Origin of the sequence: Diaphorobacter caeni, from assembly GCF_015354245.1 — a bacterium.
GTDB classification, from domain to species: domain Bacteria; phylum Pseudomonadota; class Gammaproteobacteria; order Burkholderiales; family Burkholderiaceae_C; genus Diaphorobacter_A; species Diaphorobacter_A caeni.
In genome coordinates, this window is the sequence record NZ_JADKYZ010000003.1 from 435856 (window position 1) to 451214 (window position 15359).

At 64.3% G+C, this 15359-nt stretch carries 16 protein-coding genes; 10 read left to right on the forward strand and 6 right to left on the reverse strand.

Features of this window, described 5'->3' with window-relative positions:
• Positions 1-256 precede the first annotated feature (256 nt).
• Positions 257-2485, reverse strand: coding sequence for an NADP-dependent isocitrate dehydrogenase (locus ISG32_RS09695; protein WP_194770799.1), 2229 nt, complete (start codon positions 2483-2485; stop codon positions 257-259).
• A gap of 287 nt (positions 2486-2772) precedes the next feature.
• The gene (locus ISG32_RS09700; protein ID WP_194770800.1) at positions 2773-3780 is read right to left on the reverse strand and encodes an aldo/keto reductase; all 1008 of its coding nucleotides are present in this window, start codon (positions 3778-3780) and stop codon (positions 2773-2775) included.
• Positions 3781-3938: 158 nt separating this feature from the next.
• Between ISG32_RS09700 and ISG32_RS09705 the strand changes: the two genes are divergently transcribed.
• Complete coding sequence (locus tag ISG32_RS09705; protein WP_194770801.1) at positions 3939-4856, forward strand: LysR family transcriptional regulator; 918 nt, start codon at positions 3939-3941, stop codon at positions 4854-4856.
• Between the two features lie 53 nt (positions 4857-4909).
• Here the strand turns inward: ISG32_RS09705 and ISG32_RS09710 are convergent, their stop codons facing one another.
• Both ISG32_RS09710 and xseA read right to left on the reverse strand, forming a co-directional pair.
• Positions 4910-5491: a superoxide dismutase gene (locus ISG32_RS09710; RefSeq protein WP_194770802.1), complete on the reverse strand. Its 582-nt coding sequence runs from the start codon at positions 5489-5491 to the stop codon at positions 4910-4912.
• Between the two features lie 186 nt (positions 5492-5677).
• Entirely contained in the window at positions 5678-6991 is a 1314-nt protein-coding gene (gene xseA, locus ISG32_RS09715) for an exodeoxyribonuclease VII large subunit (protein ID WP_194770803.1), read from the reverse strand.
• Between the two features lie 363 nt (positions 6992-7354).
• On the opposite strand from xseA, the gene ISG32_RS09720 reads away from it, so the two are divergent.
• From ISG32_RS09720 to adk, 6 genes are all read left to right on the forward strand, one after another.
• A complete protein-coding gene (locus ISG32_RS09720) occupies positions 7355-7987 on the forward strand; it encodes a MotA/TolQ/ExbB proton channel family protein (RefSeq protein WP_194770804.1) in 633 nt (210 codons plus the stop codon).
• 35 nt (positions 7988-8022) lie between these two features.
• Positions 8023-8448 carry an ExbD/TolR family protein gene (locus ISG32_RS09725; protein ID WP_194770805.1) on the forward strand — a complete coding sequence of 142 codons (426 nt, stop codon included), beginning with the start codon at positions 8023-8025 and terminating at the stop codon, positions 8446-8448.
• A gap of 175 nt (positions 8449-8623) precedes the next feature.
• Complete coding sequence (lpxK, locus tag ISG32_RS09730) at positions 8624-9628, forward strand: tetraacyldisaccharide 4'-kinase (RefSeq protein WP_194770806.1); 1005 nt, start codon at positions 8624-8626, stop codon at positions 9626-9628.
• 44 nt (positions 9629-9672) lie between these two features.
• Positions 9673-9855, forward strand: coding sequence for a Trm112 family protein (locus ISG32_RS09735; protein WP_194770807.1), 183 nt, complete (start codon positions 9673-9675; stop codon positions 9853-9855).
• Positions 9852-10658 (forward strand): 3-deoxy-manno-octulosonate cytidylyltransferase, encoded by an 807-nt coding sequence (gene kdsB / locus ISG32_RS09740; RefSeq protein ID WP_194770808.1) that lies wholly within the window; start codon positions 9852-9854, stop codon positions 10656-10658. Before ISG32_RS09735 ends, kdsB begins: the two co-directional genes overlap by 4 nt.
• Positions 10659-10863: 205 nt before the next feature.
• Complete coding sequence (adk, locus tag ISG32_RS09745) at positions 10864-11520, forward strand: adenylate kinase (RefSeq protein WP_194770809.1); 657 nt, start codon at positions 10864-10866, stop codon at positions 11518-11520.
• Between the two features lie 161 nt (positions 11521-11681).
• On the opposite strand, the gene ISG32_RS09750 is transcribed toward adk, so the two are convergent.
• Positions 11682-12662, reverse strand: a complete 981-nt coding sequence (locus tag ISG32_RS09750) for an asparaginase (RefSeq protein ID WP_323745917.1) — start codon at positions 12660-12662, stop codon at positions 11682-11684.
• Positions 12663-12755: 93 nt separating this feature from the next.
• On the opposite strand from ISG32_RS09750, the gene lexA reads away from it, so the two are divergent.
• The 3 genes from lexA to ISG32_RS09765 all read left to right on the forward strand — a co-directional run bounded on the left by lexA (position 12756) and on the right by ISG32_RS09765 (position 14696).
• Complete coding sequence (gene lexA, locus ISG32_RS09755) at positions 12756-13430, forward strand: transcriptional repressor LexA (RefSeq protein WP_194770810.1); 675 nt, start codon at positions 12756-12758, stop codon at positions 13428-13430.
• Positions 13431-13596: 166 nt separating this feature from the next.
• Positions 13597-14028, forward strand: coding sequence for a hypothetical protein (locus ISG32_RS09760; protein WP_194771042.1), 432 nt, complete (start codon positions 13597-13599; stop codon positions 14026-14028).
• A gap of 164 nt (positions 14029-14192) precedes the next feature.
• Positions 14193-14696 carry a HugZ family pyridoxamine 5'-phosphate oxidase gene (locus tag ISG32_RS09765; protein ID WP_194770811.1) on the forward strand — a complete coding sequence of 168 codons (504 nt, stop codon included), beginning with the start codon at positions 14193-14195 and terminating at the stop codon, positions 14694-14696.
• Here ISG32_RS09765 and ISG32_RS09770 read toward each other — a convergent pair.
• Positions 14683-15213 (reverse strand): hypothetical protein, encoded by a 531-nt coding sequence (locus ISG32_RS09770; RefSeq protein ID WP_194770812.1) that lies wholly within the window; start codon positions 15211-15213, stop codon positions 14683-14685. The genes ISG32_RS09765 and ISG32_RS09770 overlap by 14 nt on opposite strands.
• Between the last annotated feature and the right edge of the window lie 146 nt (positions 15214-15359).

Sequence of the window (15359 nt, forward strand, 5' to 3'; positions counted from 1 at the left end):
CGCTGATTACCCGATTGCAACAATTGAACGCAATTAAATTACGTATGGCAACATTTAGCGTCTCTGAGCAACGAATGACAACTCGTCTGCTCATTTTCTGCATTGTGTCGCGAGCGTGGATCTTGCTGCAAGTCAGTTCCGCCTATGTGCGCCACGGATCGTGGAGGCAACGCCAATCTCCAAAAACAACAAAGCCCGCCCGGCTTCATGCCGGACGGGCTTTGCATGGGGGAGCGGGCCCGAGGGTCCGTGCCGATCAGGCTGCGATCTTGGCGACCACGGCGTTGAACGTGGCGCTTGGGCGCATCACTGCGTCGAGCTTGGCCAGGTCAGGCTGGTAGTAACCGCCGATGTCGGCGGCCTTGCCCTGGACCGCCTTCAGCTCGCCAACGATCTTCTGCTCGTTGTCGGCGAATTCCTTGGCGATCGGTGCAAACTTGGCGGCCAGATCCTTGTCCTCGGTCTGAGCGGCCATGGCCTCGGCCCAGTACAGGGCGATGTAGTACTGGCTGCCACGGTTGTCGAGTTCACCGGTGCGGCGCGAAGGCGACTTGTTCTCGTCGAGCAGACGGCCGGTGGCCTGGTCCAGCGTCTTGGCGAGCAGCTTGGCCTTGGCGTTGTTCGTCTTGATGCCCTCTTCTTCGAGCGACACGGCCAGCGCCAGGAACTCGCCCAGCGAATCCCAGCGCAGGTGGTTTTCTTCCACCAGCTGCTCCACGTGCTTGGGAGCCGAGCCGCCCGCGCCGGTTTCGTACAGACCGCCGCCTTGCATCAGAGGCACGATGGAGAGCATCTTGGCCGAGGTGCCCAGTTCCAGGATCGGGAACAGGTCGGTCAGGTAGTCGCGCAGGATGTTGCCGGTCACCGAGATCGTGTCGAGGCCACGGGCGGCGCGCTCGAGCGTGTAGCGCATCGCGCGCACTTGCGACAGGATGTGGATCTCGAGACCGTTGGTGTCGTGTTCCTTGAGGTACTTCTGCACCTTCTTGATCAGCTCGGCTTCGTGTGGACGATAGGGGTCCAGCCAGAAGACGGCGGGCATGCCGGAGTTGCGTGCGCGCGAGACGGCCAGCTTCACCCAGTCGCGGATCGGAGCGTCCTTGACCTGGCACATGCGCCAGATGTCGCCCTGCTCGACGTTCTGGCTCATCAGCACTTCACCGGTAGCCAGATCGACGATGTTGGCTACGCCGTCTTCCTCGATTTCGTAGGTCTTGTCGTGCGAGCCGTACTCTTCGGCCTTCTGCGCCATCAGACCCACGTTCGGCACGGTGCCCATGGTCTTCGGATCGAAGTTGCCATGCCACTTGCAGAAGTTGATCATTTCCTGATAGATGCGGGCGAAGGTCGACTCAGGCATCACGGCCTTGCAGTCGTAAGGCTTGCCGTCGGCGCCCCACATCTTGCCGCCCTGGCGGATCATCGCGGGCATCGACGCATCCACGATCACGTCGTTGGGCGAATGGAAGTTGGTGATGCCCTTGGCCGAATCCACCATCGCCAGAGCGGGACGGTGTTCCTGGCACTTGTGCAGGTCACGGATGATCTCTTCGCGCACCGAAGCGGGCAGCGTCTCGATCTTCTCGTACAGGTTGGCCATGCCGTTGTTCACGTTCACGCCCAGTTCGTCGAACAGCTTGGCGTGCTTCTCGAACGCGTCCTTGTAGTAGATCTTCACGCAGTGACCGAACACGATGGGGTGCGAGACCTTCATCATCGTGGCCTTCACGTGCAGCGAGAACAGGATGCCGGACTGGCGGCAGTCTTCCAGCTCGCTCTCATAGAACTCGACCAGAGCCTTCTTGCTCATGAACATCGAGTCGATCACTTCACCGGCCTGCAGCGCGACCTTGGGCTTGAGCACCACGGTCTTGCCGGACTTGGTGACCAGCTCCATCTTGACGTCGCATGCCTTGTCGAGCGTCATCGACTTTTCGCCGTGGTAGAAGTCGCCGTGGTCCATGTGCGAGACGTGCGTCTGCGACCACTGCTTCCACTCGCCCATCGAATGGGGGTGCTTCTTGGCGTAGTTCTTGACGGCCAGCGGAGCGCGGCGGTCGGAGTTGCCTTCACGCAGCACGGGGTTCACAGCCGAGCCGATGCAGCGCGAGTAGCGTGCCTTGATGTCCTTCTCGGCGTCGGTCTGGGCGTTCTCGGGGAAGTCGGGGATCTTGTAGCCCTTGCCCTGCAGTTCCTTGATGGCTTCCTGCAGCTGGCCGACGGATGCCGAGATGTTGGGCAGCTTGATGATGTTGGCTTCGGGGGTCAGCGTCAGCTTGCCCAGTTCGGCCAGGTTGTTGGGAACGCGCTGCTCTTCGGTCAGCAGTTCAGGGAATTCGCCCAGGATGCGGGCTGCGACGGAAATGTCGCTTTCGGCGACTTCAATGCCGGCATTGGATGCAAAACCGCGAACGATGGGCAGGAACGACGCTGTGGCGAGTCGTGGAGCTTCGTCGGTCAGGGTGTAGATGATTTTCGAAGTCATTGTCTCTTTCAAGTGGCGAAACAGGGAGCGGGATGCAGCGGACTCCGGGTGAGCGTCCGCTACAAAAAAACCGGTCCGGATCGAGACTGCATGCGCCTGCCCGCGGGTAAACGGACTTCATTGTGCAATGCAATATCACGATACGGAATTCGATCCCACGATTGTCGCCGCTTTTCAAGTCTTATACAAGACTTAACCCCCTAGAAATCGGTACCAAGCGCGAGTGCAACCGCCGCCCGCACAAGGACGCGCGTCGGTTTGCTCAGGGAAAATCCGTAGCGCAGCGCTCAACGATTCACAAGGGCCAGTGATGCAGCGGTGTAACGCTCTCCCCGCACTTTGCCCGGGTCCTGTGACGCGGCGATTTCAGCCAGATCCTCGGCGGAGAGCCGGAGGCCGGCCGCCGCGATGTTTTCGCGCAGATGCGGCTCGCGCCGCGCACCCGGGATCGGCACGATGTGCTCGCCCTGCGCCAGCACCCAGGCCAGCGCGAGTTGTGCCGCCGTGCAGCCACGCTCCCCTGCCATGCGCTCCAGCGTGGCGATCAGCCCTGCATTGCGCTCCCAGGCGTCCATCTGGAAGCGCGGCAGATGGCGACGGAAATCGTCGGGCGCAAGCTGATCGGGCGCGGGCAGCTTGCCCGTCAAAGCACCGCGCCCCAAGGGGCTGTAGGGCACGAAGCCCACGCCCAGCTCGGCGCAGGCCGGCAGCGTGGTGACTTCGACCTCGCGGCTCCAGAGCGAATACTCGGACTGCACCGCCGAGATCGGATGCACGGCGTGGGCCCGCCTGAGCGTCGCGGCGGACGGCTCCGACAGCCCGAGAAACCGCACCTTGCCCTCGTGCACCAGATCGGACATCACGCCGACCACGTCTTCGATGGGCACGGCCGGATCGACGCGGTGCTGGTAGAGCAGATCGATGGTCTCGATCTCGAGGCGCGCGAGCGATGCATGCACCACCTCGCGGATGTGCTCTGGCCGACTGTCGAGGCCGACCATGCGCGCCGCACCCTGGCGCTCGGGCGTTTCGGGCGCGATGTCGAACCCGAACTTGGTGGCGACGATGACCTGGTCGCGCCGCCCCTTGAGCGCCTTGGCGAGCAATTTCTCATTGGTGTAGGGCCCATAGACCTCGGCCGTATCCCAGAAGTTGCAGCCAAGTTCCAGCGCCCGGTGCAGCGTGCCGAGCGCCTCGCCCTCGTCCGCGCCGCCGTAGGCGAAGCTCATGCCCATGCAGCCCAGCCCCACGGCCGAAACCTTGAGCCCCTGCGATCCCAGTGTGCGTGTTTCCATGCGTTCTCCATTCTGCTGTCGTTGAAGCGATGGCGCGATTCCGCGATTCCACGAATGCGCCGACACCGTGGCAGTGTGCAGCAGCGCTTTGCAATTGATAATCCCGCCAATGCTCAGTAAATTCATGAGCTCATTTCACAAATGAATAAGCCTGCTCCATGAACAAGCCCGCGTCCCCCGCCGTCAACACGAGTCTGGATGCCCTCGCCGCCTTTGCCAAGGTCGCGCAGCACCGCAGCTTCAGCGCCGCCGCCCGCGAGCTCGGGGTGACGCCGTCGGCGCTCAGCCACTCCATCGCGCAACTGGAGGCCAACATGCAGTTGCGGCTGCTGCATCGCACGACCCGCAGCGTCACGCCCACGGACGCAGGACAGTTGCTGCTCGAGCGCCTGACGCCCGCGCTCGCCGACATGCAACTGGCGCTGCAGGACGCGCGCGACATGGGAGCCACGCCAAGCGGCCGGCTGCGCCTGAACGTGCCGCGCCAGGCCGCGCGCATCGTACTGGCACCGGTGCTTGCGGCGTTTCACGAACGCTGTCCGCTGGTGGAGCTCGACATCGCCACCGACGACCGGCTGCTCGACATCGTCGAGGGCGGCTTCGACGCCGGCATCCGATTCGGCGAGAGCCTCGCGAACGGCATGGTCGCCCTGCCGCTCGCGCCCGTGCCGCGCTTCGTCGTCGTGGGCACCCCGGCTTATCTCGCGGCACACGGCAGGCCGAGCACGCCGGAGGATCTGACCGCCCACCGCTGCATCAACCGCCGCTTTCCGAGCGGTGCGCTCTACCGCTGGGAGTTCAGCCGGGACGGACGCCGCATCGACGTCCAGACGCGGGGGCCGCTCACGCTCGACGATGACGTGATGATCGTGGAGGCCGCGCTCGCGGGCGTCGGCCTCGCCTATGTCTACGAGGACATGGTGAACGATGCGATTTCCAGCGGCGCGTTGGAATGCGTGCTGTCCGAATGGTGCCCGCCGACCGAGGGCTTTCACCTCTACTATCCCGGCAGACGCCATCAGTCCCCGGCGCTCAGGGTGCTGATTGAGCTGCTGACGCAGAACAGGCGCGCCTGAAACGACAAAAGCCTCCTTTCGGAGGCTTTTTCATGATTCCGGAAGACCGGAGATCAGGCGAAGTTGGCTTCGGCGAACTTCCAGTTCACCAGCTTGTCGAAGAACGTTTCGACAAACTTCTGGCGCAGGTTGCGGTAGTCGATGTAGTAGGCGTGCTCCCACACGTCCACGGTCAGCAGCGCCTTGTCGGCGGTGGTCAGGGGGGTGCCGGCGGCGCCCATGTTGACGATGTCGACCGAGCCGTCTGCCTTCTTCACGAGGAAGGTCCAGCCGGAGCCGAAGTTGCCGACTGCGGATGCCACGAAGGCCTTCTTGAAGTCGGCGTAGCTGCCCCACTTCTTGTTGATCGCGTCAGCCAGAGCGCCCGTAGGCTCTGCGCCGCCGCCTGGGGTCATGCAGTTCCAGAAGAAGGTGTGGTTCCAGATCTGAGCGGCCTGGTTGTAGATGCCGCCGGAAGCCTTCTTGATCACTTCTTCGAGTTCGAGGTTTTCGAACTCGGTGCCCACTTGCAGTTCGTTGAGCTTGACCACATAGGCGTTGTGGTGCTTGCCGTAGTGATACTCCATGGTTTCCTTGCTGTAGGCAGGAGCCAGAGCGTCGATGGCATAGGGCAATGGTGGCAGGGTGCGTTCCATGGTTGTTTCCTCGTGGTGGATTGATTGATGGTTGGATGGGCATCACCGCGCGGCGCGGGCCGCGAGCGATGCCGGGGCGAAATACTTGACCATTGTAGGAGGCGAAGTGCCCCTTGAATGGAATATGGATATGCAGACGGCGTCGGCTTACAGAAACCCAATGCGGAAACGACCGCCCGCCATCCCCTACAGCAGCCGCGGCGGCGTCACGACGACGTCAAGCACGCCATCCGACACCGCCGCGCTCAGCGCGGTGCCCGGCGGCGCCTGCTTCACGCTGGTCACCGTGCGGCCCTTGGCATCGCTGAGCAGCGAATAGCCACGCGCCAGCACATGCTGCGGATTGAGCAGTTCAAGCCGCGTGGCTGCATGCGCCAGGCGCTGGTCCAGCCGCCCAAGCGAGCGCTCCAGCATTCGCGGCAATGTCGCGCTCCATTGTTCGAGCCGCTTGTCATCGCGGTGCAGTTGCTGCTGGGCCGACTCGCGCAGGCTCTGGGCCTGGCGCATCAGCGCGAGCCGCTGCCGAGCGATGTGATTGGACGGGCGGCTGATCTGCCGCGCCGCCATGTCAAGGCGCTGAGCGGAACGATCGAGCTGGCGCTCCACGGCCTCGCTCAGGCGCTCCTGCATCAGCGCAAGCGCGCCCAGCCACACCTCGCGCGGCTGGGCCACCAGTTCAGCAGCGGCGGTCGGCGTCGGCGCACGCAGATCGGCGCAGAAATCCGCAATCGTGAAATCGGTCTCGTGCCCCACGCCGCTCACCAAAGGCACCGGACTCCGCACGATGGTGCGCGCCACCTGCTCGTCATTGAACGACCAGAGGTCCTCGATGGACCCGCCGCCGCGCACCAACAGAATCACGTCCACCGGCGGCACGCCGTCTTTTGCTGGCACATCGCCCGAGCGCGCGTAGAGCGTCTCGAGCGCCCGCACGATGGAGGCCGGTGCCTGCGCACCCTGTACCAGCGCGGGAATCATCACCACCGGAATGTGGGGCACGCGCCGCCTGAGCGCCGTCATCACGTCATGCCATGCGGCGGCGCCCGGCGAGGTGACGACGCCGATCGCGCGCGGAAAGACCGGCAGATCGCGCTTGCGCCCCGCATCGAACAGGCCTTCCGCCTCGAGCTTGGCCTTGAGGCGCAGAAACTGCTCGAACAGCGCGCCCTGACCCGCGCGCTGCATGCTCTCGACGACCAGTTGCAGGTCGCCGCGCGCCTCATAGACGCCCAGCCGCCCGCGCACCTCGACCAGCTCACCGTCGCGCGGCGAGAAATCCATCATGGAGGCGGCTCGCTTGAACATCGCACAGCGGATCTGCCCTTGCGGATCCTTGATCGAAAAATAGCAGTGCCCGCTGGCCGCGCGCGAAAAGCCACTGATTTCGCCGCGCACGGCGACGGGATTGAATCGGGCCTGCAAGGCATCAGAGATCGCGCGGCACAGCGCGCCGACCTCCCATACCTGTGGCTCCAGTCCTACATTTTCGCGCTCAAACATAGATGGGCTCTGGCTTTCGGGCAAATCGGGAGTCGCAGTAGTCCACAGAATGCATGCTCACCATGTTGGCGCCGCACCACCCCGCAGAAACCTTACAAACGCGCATATCTCCGTGCAACCTGTTGATTTTAAAAGAAAATTTGATGACGATTTTTTGATCAATTTGTTGAAAGCACGACGCCATGCAGCTTTGCGGCAGGTCCATCGATACTTTCCCACAAAGTTATCCACAGAAATTGTGGGTGACTTCTTGCAATCCGCAGACCTACATTGATAGGACGCCCTAAACGCAGTGCAATTTTTGTAGCGAAGCTGAAGAGCTGAGCCATAATCGCCCACTGCATTCACACGCGGGAGAGAGATTTGCTGTCGATCATACAAGCCGCAGGCTGGCCCATCTGGCCACTGATTGCCTGTTCCATTCTGGCCATGGCGCTGATTATCGAGCGTTTCATCGCCCTGAAAACCGCGCGCGTCGCTCCACCCAAGCTGCTGGACGAAGCCATCACGGTGTCCTCCAAGGGCGTTCCAGCACCCGACGTGGTCGCGCAGCTGGCCCAGAATTCCGCGCTTGGTGAAGTGCTGGCCTCGGGCCTGCGCACCCTCAACAGCGATCCCCAGGCCACCGAGGAAGACGTTCGCGGCTCGATGGAGAGCACCGGCCGCGCCGTGGCCCACCGCCTCGAGAAGTATCTGAACGCGCTGGCGACCATCGCCTCCGCCGCGCCGCTGCTGGGCCTGTTCGGCACCGTGGTCGGCATGATCGAGATCTTCGGCTCGCAGGGCGGTGGCAACACCATGTCCGGCGGCAATCCGGCACAGCTCGCGCACGGCATCTCGATCGCCCTGTACAACACCGCCTTCGGCCTGATCATCGCGATTCCCACGCTGATCTTCTGGCGCTATTTCCGCAGCCGCGTCGATGACTACCTGCTGTCGATGGAGCTGGCTTCCGAGCAGTTCGTGCGTCACCTCAAGCGCCACGCCGGTCGCTGAAGCCTTTTCGCACACTACGCAGGACCGACCCAGTCATGAACTTTCGACCACGCGCCAAGGAAGCACCGGAGATCAATCTGATCCCGTTCATCGACGTGCTGCTGGTGATCCTCATCTTCCTGATGCTGTCCACCACCTACAGCAAGTTCACCGAAATGCAGCTGACGCTGCCGACGGCCGACGTGGAGCAGATGCGTGACCGCCCCAAGGAAATCATCGTGTCCGTGGGTGCCGACGGCCGCTATGCGGTGAACCGTTCGGCGCTTGAGGGCAAGAATGTCGAATCCGTCGCCGCCGCCCTGTCGGACGCCGCCAAGGCAGGCAAGGAAAGCGTGATCATCATCAGCGCGGACGCCTCGTCCCCGCACCAGGCCGTCGTGACGGTCATGGAGGCCGCGCGCCGCGTGGGCCTCTCGCAAATCACCTTCGCCACGCAGACGTCGGCATCGGCCGGCAAGTAAGCCTCAAGAGCGTGTTCACGATCCCCACGCGGTCTTGCAGGCGCGGCCTCGGGTGGTCCGCTGCGCTTCAAATCCTCGCGATGGCACGCGCTGCTGCTGCGGTGTGCACCTTGCAGCCCATCCCGACCCGCATCCTGCGAGTCTCGCGATGAGCTCGCAAACACCAACTGAGAACATGGCCGGGAACGCGTCCTCGGCGCTGCGCACCTCGTGGCAGCGCCGAGGCGCTCTCGCAGCCCTGCTCTGGCCCCTCTCCCGACTCTACGGAGCCCTGACCGCACTGCGCCGCGCGCTCTACCGAAGCGGCACCCTCAAGAGCACCCGGCTTCCGGTTCCGGTGATCACCGTGGGCAACGTGATCGCCGGTGGCGCGGGCAAGACGCCCGTGACCATGGCCATCGTGCGCCACCTCAAAGAGCGCGGATTCACGCCCGGGGTCATCTCGCGCGGCTACGGCCGCAAGACGGAAGGCTGCCGAGCCGTCACCCCCCAAAGCACCGCGCTGGAAGTGGGCGACGAGCCCCTGCTGCTTGCCCGCGCACTGAACGTGCCGGTCTTCGTCGCGAGCCGCCGCGCCGAGGCCGGGCAGGCGCTTCTCGAAGAACACCCCGAGGTCAACATCCTCGTCTGTGACGACGGCCTGCAGCATCTGGCACTGCAGCGCGACATCGAAATCTGCGTGTTCAACAACGAGGGCGTGGGCAACGGCTGGCTGCTGCCCGCAGGCCCGCTGCGCGAGCCCTGGCCGCGCGCGGTCGATCTGGTGCTTTACGCAGGCAACGCGCCTGATGGCCCCGCTCCCCAGTTCGAACTCCAGCGCCAGTTGGCGGAACATGCCGTCAATGCCGAAGGGCATCATCGCACGCTCGATTCTCTGCGCGGCCAGCCCGTCAACGCGCTCGCCGCGATTGCCCGCCCGGAAGATTTCTTCGGCATGCTGCGCGAGCGCGGTCTGACTCTGAACCGCTGCTTCGCGCTGCCGGACCACTTTGACTTCAGCGGCTGGAAGCCCGAGAGTCAAGACGCTCTGCCCTTGCTCTGTACCGAAAAAGACGCGACCAAACTCTGGCCCGTGCATCCAAAGGCGCTTGCCGTGCCGCTGGAAGTCCGGCTGCCGAAGGCGTTTTTCGATGCTCTGGACGAACTGCTCAAGCGCTATCATCCACCCCTTGCTCAATGATTTACCGAGGGTGTGCGTCCCGTCGCACGCCCCGCAACACCGCCATGGATCCCAAACTGCTTGAACTGCTGGTATGCCCCGTCACCAAGGGTCCGCTGACCTATGACCGCGAGCGCCAGGAACTCATCTCGCGCAGTGCCCGTCTGGCCTATCCGGTGCGTGACGGCATTCCCGTCATGCTGGAGAACGAAGCCCGTGAACTGACCGACGAGGAACTGGAGGCATGAGCGTCAAGGCAGCTCAGGCCGCGCCGTTCACGGTGCTGATTCCCGCGCGCATGGCCTCGTCGCGCCTGCCGAACAAGCCGCTGGCCGACATCGCCGGTGCGCCCATGGTCGTGCATGTGGCGCACCGCGCAGCGCAAAGCGCCGCCACCCGCGTCGTGGTGGCGGCCGACGATCAGCGCATCGTCGAAGCCTGCCAGTCGCACGGCATCGATGCCATCCTCACCCGCGCCGATCACCCGAGCGGCAGCGATCGTCTGGCCGAGGCCTGCGAACAACTGGGTCTGAACGGCAGCGACATCGTGGTCAACGTGCAGGGTGACGAGCCGCTGATCGACCCACGCCTGATCGACGCCGTGGCCGAGATTCTCGATCAGCGCGCCGACGCGAGCATGGGCACGGCGGCGCACGCCATCGACTCCGTGGAAGATTTCGTGAACCCGAACGTGGTCAAGGTCGTGCTCGACGCCAAGGGGCTTGCGCACTACTTCAGCCGCTCGCCAATTCCCTTCGCGCGCGACCACGCGACAGGCTCCGCCTGGTGGAAAGACCAGCAGCAGCAGTTGCCCGCCGCAGCCAAGGGCGTCGCGCCCCTGCGCCACATCGGCATCTACAGCTACCGCGCAGGCTTTCTGCGCGAGTTCCCGCTGCTGGCGCCCGCGCCCACCGAGGTGCTGGAAGCGCTGGAGCAACTGCGCGCCCTCTGGCACGGCCACCGCATCGCCGTGCATGTGAGCGAACACGCGCCGGGCCCCGGTGTCGACACGCCCGCCGACCTGGAACGCGTGCGCGCCCTGCTGGGCTGAAGCCGTCAGGACCCCTTGAGGAACCCTTCGCACCAAGCCGGTGCAGGAAACGCGCCTTTCCCCCAAAACCGAGGAGAGTCTCTGCGCAGCACGTCAGTTTGGTGCGGGCTACGCGTGCTATCCTTGACCGGTTAAGAGCACGAGAGCGGGCGCTGGCATGCCCGCGGCTGATGTGCCCGCAGATTTCAACATACAGAGGACATCCATGAGACTGATTTTGCTTGGCGCTCCCGGCGCCGGTAAGGGTACGCAAGCCGCCTTCATCTGCGAGAAGTACGGCATCCCGCAAATCTCCACCGGCGACATGCTGCGCGCCGCCGTCAAGGCCGGAACCCCGCTGGGCGTGCAGGCCAAGGCCGTGATGGACGCCGGTCAGTTGGTGAGCGACGACCTGATCATCAATCTGGTGAAGGAACGCATCGCCCAGCCTGACTGCGCCAAGGGCTTCCTGTTCGACGGTTTCCCCCGCACCATCCCCCAGGCCGATGCGATGAAGGCCGCCGGCGTGAAGCTGGACTACGTGCTGGAAATCGACGTCCCCTTCGAAGCCATCATCGAACGCATGAGCGGCCGCCGCTCGCATCCCGCCTCGGGCCGCACCTACCACGTCAAGTTCAATCCGCCCAAGAACGCCGGCAAGGATGACGTGACCGGCGAAGACCTGGTGCAGCGCGAAGACGACAAGGAAGAAACCGTCAAGAAGCGCCTGGACGTCTACGACGCCCAGACCCGCCCTCTGGTCGACTACTACTCCAACTGGGCCAAGGCCGACGCCGCCGCCGCCCCCAAGTACCGCGCCATCAGCGGCACCGGCAGCGTGGAAGAGATCACCCAGCGCGCCCTCCAGGCACTCGCCAGCTGACCCCCGGCATGGCCACCAGCAAAAACGCCGCGGAATGCGGCGTTTTTTATGGGCGTCGACGTTGATCCTGGATTGGGTAGTCCAGACAGCGCCCCTTCAAAGCGAAGCGAGCGCCCGATCAACGATCCCGACGGCGGATCAGCCCAAAATCAGAATAGAAGCTATTCATCGTTCTCGGCGGCAAGATCGTCATCGATGAGATCGAGGATGAGGCTGATGCGGGCCTTGACGGGACTGAGCCCGTTGGCGCTCGCCCAGCGGTCATCCTCCGCGCCAAGCACCTGCCCCTCGACGCAGCGCGACGCGATCCGCACCAGCACGCCCTCCTCCTCGGCGGCTTCAAGCGCGTGCTCCAGCGTCCCGTGCAGCGTGCCATTGCCCGTGGCGGCCACGACGATGCCGTCCACGCCCTGCGCGGCCAGCGCCTTGACCAGCGCACCGCTCACGCCCGCATGGCTCATCACGATCTCCACCTGCGGCCACAGATCGGGCTCGGGCAGCGTCTGCACGACGCGCGCATGCGACGTCGCCGAGCACTCGGGCGCGCTGTTGCGTGACCAGCGCACGCTGCGACCTTCCACCCAGCCAAGCGGGCCCGCGTCGCCCGAAGAGAAGGCGTTGAGTCTGAGCGGATGCACCTTGCGCACCTCGCGCGCGCCATGGATCTCGCCCGCCGCCACGCACAGCACGCCGCAGGCCGTGGGCTCGCCCGCGACGATCACCGAGTCCAGCAGATTCTGCGGACCATCGGGCGCAAGCGCCGTTGCGGGCCGCATCGCGCTGCACAGCACGATGGGTTTGCGCGGCTCCAGCACCTGTTGCAAAAACCACGCGGTTTCCTCCAGCGTGTCCGTGCCATGCGTGATCACGATGCCCTGCACGTCGGGATCGGCAAGGTGCTTCTCGCAGTGGCGGGCAAGCTTGAGCCAGATCTCGTGCGACATGTCCTTGCTGTCCACCTGCGCGATCTGTTTGGCGACCAGCCCACCCGGCGCCACCTCCCGCAGAGCGGGAACAGCGGCGATCAGATCCTCCACGCCGATCTGGGCGGCGGTGTATCCCGTATTGGCACCGGCGACCGCAGAAGTGCCGGCTATCGTGCCGCCCGTCCCCAGCAGTACGATCTTTTTTGCAACAACCACTTGCGTCTCCTTAAAAACTGTTCAAAAATACAGGCACTGGTTATTTAACCAGTACGTCATTTCGCAACCCGACTGCATTGGATGGATCGCACCATGTCCGACAGCCCCAAGCTCACCGCCCGCCAGCAGCAGATTCTGGACTTGATCCAGAACGCCATCTCGCGCACCGGCGCACCGCCCACCCGGGCCGAAATCGCCGCCGAGCTGGGCTTCAAGTCCGCCAACGCCGCCGAAGAACACCTGCAGGCACTGGCCCGCAAAGGCGTGATCGAACTCGTCAGCGGCACCTCGCGCGGCATCCGCCTGCGCTCCGACGCCGTGCGCAACATCAACGCGGCGCGCGATGCACAGTTCAACCTGCCGATTCCGGGCCTCGCCCAGCTCGTGCTGCCGCTCATCGGCCGCGTCGCTGCGGGTTCGCCCATTCTCGCGCAAGAACACATCGATCAAAGCTATACCGTCGAAGGCAGTCTCTTCGCGCGCAAACCTGACTACCTGCTCAAGGTACGCGGCATGTCGATGCGTGACGCCGGCATCATGGACGGCGATCTGCTTGCCGTGCAGGCCACGCAGGACGTGCGCAACGGCCAGATCGTCGTCGCCCGTCTGGGTGACGAGGTCACCGTCAAGCGCCTGCGTCGCTCGGCCGACGCCATCGAGCTTCTGCCCGAAAACCCGGACTACCCGGTGATCACCGTTCACCCCGGCGAACATTTCGAGATCGAAGGCCTCGCGGTAGGTCTGATCCGCAACACCATGCTCATGTAGAGCATCACCTCTTCCCCATTCCAGTGCTGACCGCAGGTGGCGGGCGTTTGGCGAATCTCCCCGGATTCGCCAGCCCTGCGGCAGCGCTTCGTCCGTATTCCGGTAATCCTGCCTGTGTTCAACCTTTTCATGACGCTCTCCAATCGCGTCATGCTGGAGATATCACATGCGTTCCGCCCTGATCGAACTTTCCGCCATCGCCCAACCCTTCAACCGCATCGCCCACTGGGTCGCTCTGCGTGCAGGCAACGACCAGCGCACCGTCCTGCCCACGGAAGTCGACATCTCCGAGCTCAAGCTGCTCGTGCGACCACGTCTGGGCAAGGTGCGCAGACTCGCCACCTCGGCAGCCAACAGTGACCGTCTCGACTTCCTGAGCGCCACCCAGTCACCGCTGCAGTTGGCCAGCCACAACGCCGCCACGCCACTCGCCCGGCTGGACGCACAACCGCGTCGCCCGGCCCTGCGCGTCGTCGTCAAACCAGACGCCAACGGAGGCACCGGCCGCATGGTGATCTCCGGCCGCATGGCCGACGTGTGCGCGGAGCTTGATCGCCTTGCGCACCAGCACGAACGCCAGATGCAGCCCTGCGCCTGAAACAGCGCACCGAGACCGCCCGACGAGCCGGTCCTGAAAGCAAGCCAGCAGGCTCGCCTCACCATACCAAGCCAATGCGCAGATTGCCTGCACACGGTATGTGAGCGCGGTCATCGCTGGCTTTCTACAATGGTGCAACCCGATTTGCCTGCACCTTCCACACCATGCCACACGAATCCCGCCTGCAACGCAGCCTGCGTACGTTGGTCGAACAGCGCCGCACCGCTGCGCTGGCCGTCTCGGCCATCGATGGCAATGCTGGCAGCGCCCCTTTGATCTCCATGGTGCCGTTCGCCTGGTGCGCGCAGTTCGGCTGCATCGTGCTGCACGTGAGCGCGCTCGCCGTGCACACGCGGGCAATGGAGCGGCATCCGGCCGTGTCACTGCTTTTCAGCGCGCCGGAAACGGCTGGCGACGGCGTGCATGCGCTCGAGCGAGTGAGCCTGCAGGGCGTCGCCTCGACGCTGCCCACCGAGAGCGTGCTCGGTGAGGGAATCCGCACGGCTTATCTCGCGCGTTTTCCCGAAGCCGGATTCATGACCGAACTTCCCGATTTCCGCTTTGTCTGCATCACGCCCGAATCGGGCCGCCATATCGCGGGCTTCGGTTCCGCGCGCGATGTCACAGGCAACGACTTTGTGGCGGCAATGAACTTCAGGCCCGAGTGACCGGGCCGCGCTCCTCACCCTTGCCCGACACCCAGTCGGCAACCGCCATGAACGCAGGGTCGGCCATTCCCGCCACGCAGCCCGTCACATAGTCCTGCCACATCTGGCCCTGCTGCTCCACCTGCGCGGACTGAAACTGCGCGAGCATGCGCGCCGCGTCATCGCACCCCTCATAGGCATAGGGGTCACGTCGCAGACACGCGGCCTGCACCTGCAGCCACGCCGCCTGCCGCGTCACCGCCATGCCCTGCTCGCGCTGCCATTGGTGCAGCAGCTCATGCGCAAACAGCCCCGCCACATAGGGATGAGACAGCCTGAGCGACTGCCGCGCATCGCCATTCACAAAGCAAGCACGCGGCATGAAGATGCGCCCACCATTCATCGACAGCGCCCGCCGCGTGTCACCCAGCCGCCGCAGATGAAGGCGCATGCGCGGCTGAAGTGCATCCAGCGAATGCGCGAAGAAGCGGCGCACGAATGCGCGCTCGGCTTCGGTGAAAGGACGGCTCCAAAACATGGGAAAAAGAGTTGGCGGGTTTTCAACGTGCCGCAGATTTTCACCGATCGACCGGTGGGAAAACCGACCAGCCCCGCTACCGACAACACAACAGGACTGGTCCTACAAACCCGCGCATTGAGTCAACGGTCCATCACCCCTATGCA

Bases quoted from the DNA above. Each gene is read 5' to 3' on its own strand.
- ISG32_RS09695 (WP_194770799.1), bottom strand. From the start codon at position 2,485: ATGACTTCGAAAATCATCTACACCCTGACCGACGAAGCTCCACGACTC.
- ISG32_RS09700 (WP_194770800.1), bottom strand. From the start codon at position 3,780: ATGGAAACACGCACACTGGGATCGCAGGGGCTCAAGGTTTCGGCCGTG.
- ISG32_RS09705 (WP_194770801.1), top strand. From the start codon at position 3,939: ATGAACAAGCCCGCGTCCCCCGCCGTCAACACGAGTCTGGATGCCCTC.
- ISG32_RS09710 (WP_194770802.1), bottom strand. From the start codon at position 5,491: ATGGAACGCACCCTGCCACCATTGCCCTATGCCATCGACGCTCTGGCT.
- xseA (WP_194770803.1), bottom strand. From the start codon at position 6,991: ATGTTTGAGCGCGAAAATGTAGGACTGGAGCCACAGGTATGGGAGGTC.
- ISG32_RS09725 (WP_194770805.1), top strand. From the start codon at position 8,023: ATGAACTTTCGACCACGCGCCAAGGAAGCACCGGAGATCAATCTGATC.
- lpxK (WP_194770806.1), top strand. From the start codon at position 8,624: ATGGCCGGGAACGCGTCCTCGGCGCTGCGCACCTCGTGGCAGCGCCGA.
- ISG32_RS09735 (WP_194770807.1), top strand. From the start codon at position 9,673: ATGGATCCCAAACTGCTTGAACTGCTGGTATGCCCCGTCACCAAGGGT.
- kdsB (WP_194770808.1), top strand. From the start codon at position 9,852: ATGAGCGTCAAGGCAGCTCAGGCCGCGCCGTTCACGGTGCTGATTCCC.
- adk (WP_194770809.1), top strand. From the start codon at position 10,864: ATGAGACTGATTTTGCTTGGCGCTCCCGGCGCCGGTAAGGGTACGCAA.
- lexA (WP_194770810.1), top strand. From the start codon at position 12,756: ATGTCCGACAGCCCCAAGCTCACCGCCCGCCAGCAGCAGATTCTGGAC.
- ISG32_RS09760 (WP_194771042.1), top strand. From the start codon at position 13,597: ATGCGTTCCGCCCTGATCGAACTTTCCGCCATCGCCCAACCCTTCAAC.
- ISG32_RS09765 (WP_194770811.1), top strand. From the start codon at position 14,193: ATGCCACACGAATCCCGCCTGCAACGCAGCCTGCGTACGTTGGTCGAA.
- ISG32_RS09770 (WP_194770812.1), bottom strand. From the start codon at position 15,213: ATGTTTTGGAGCCGTCCTTTCACCGAAGCCGAGCGCGCATTCGTGCGC.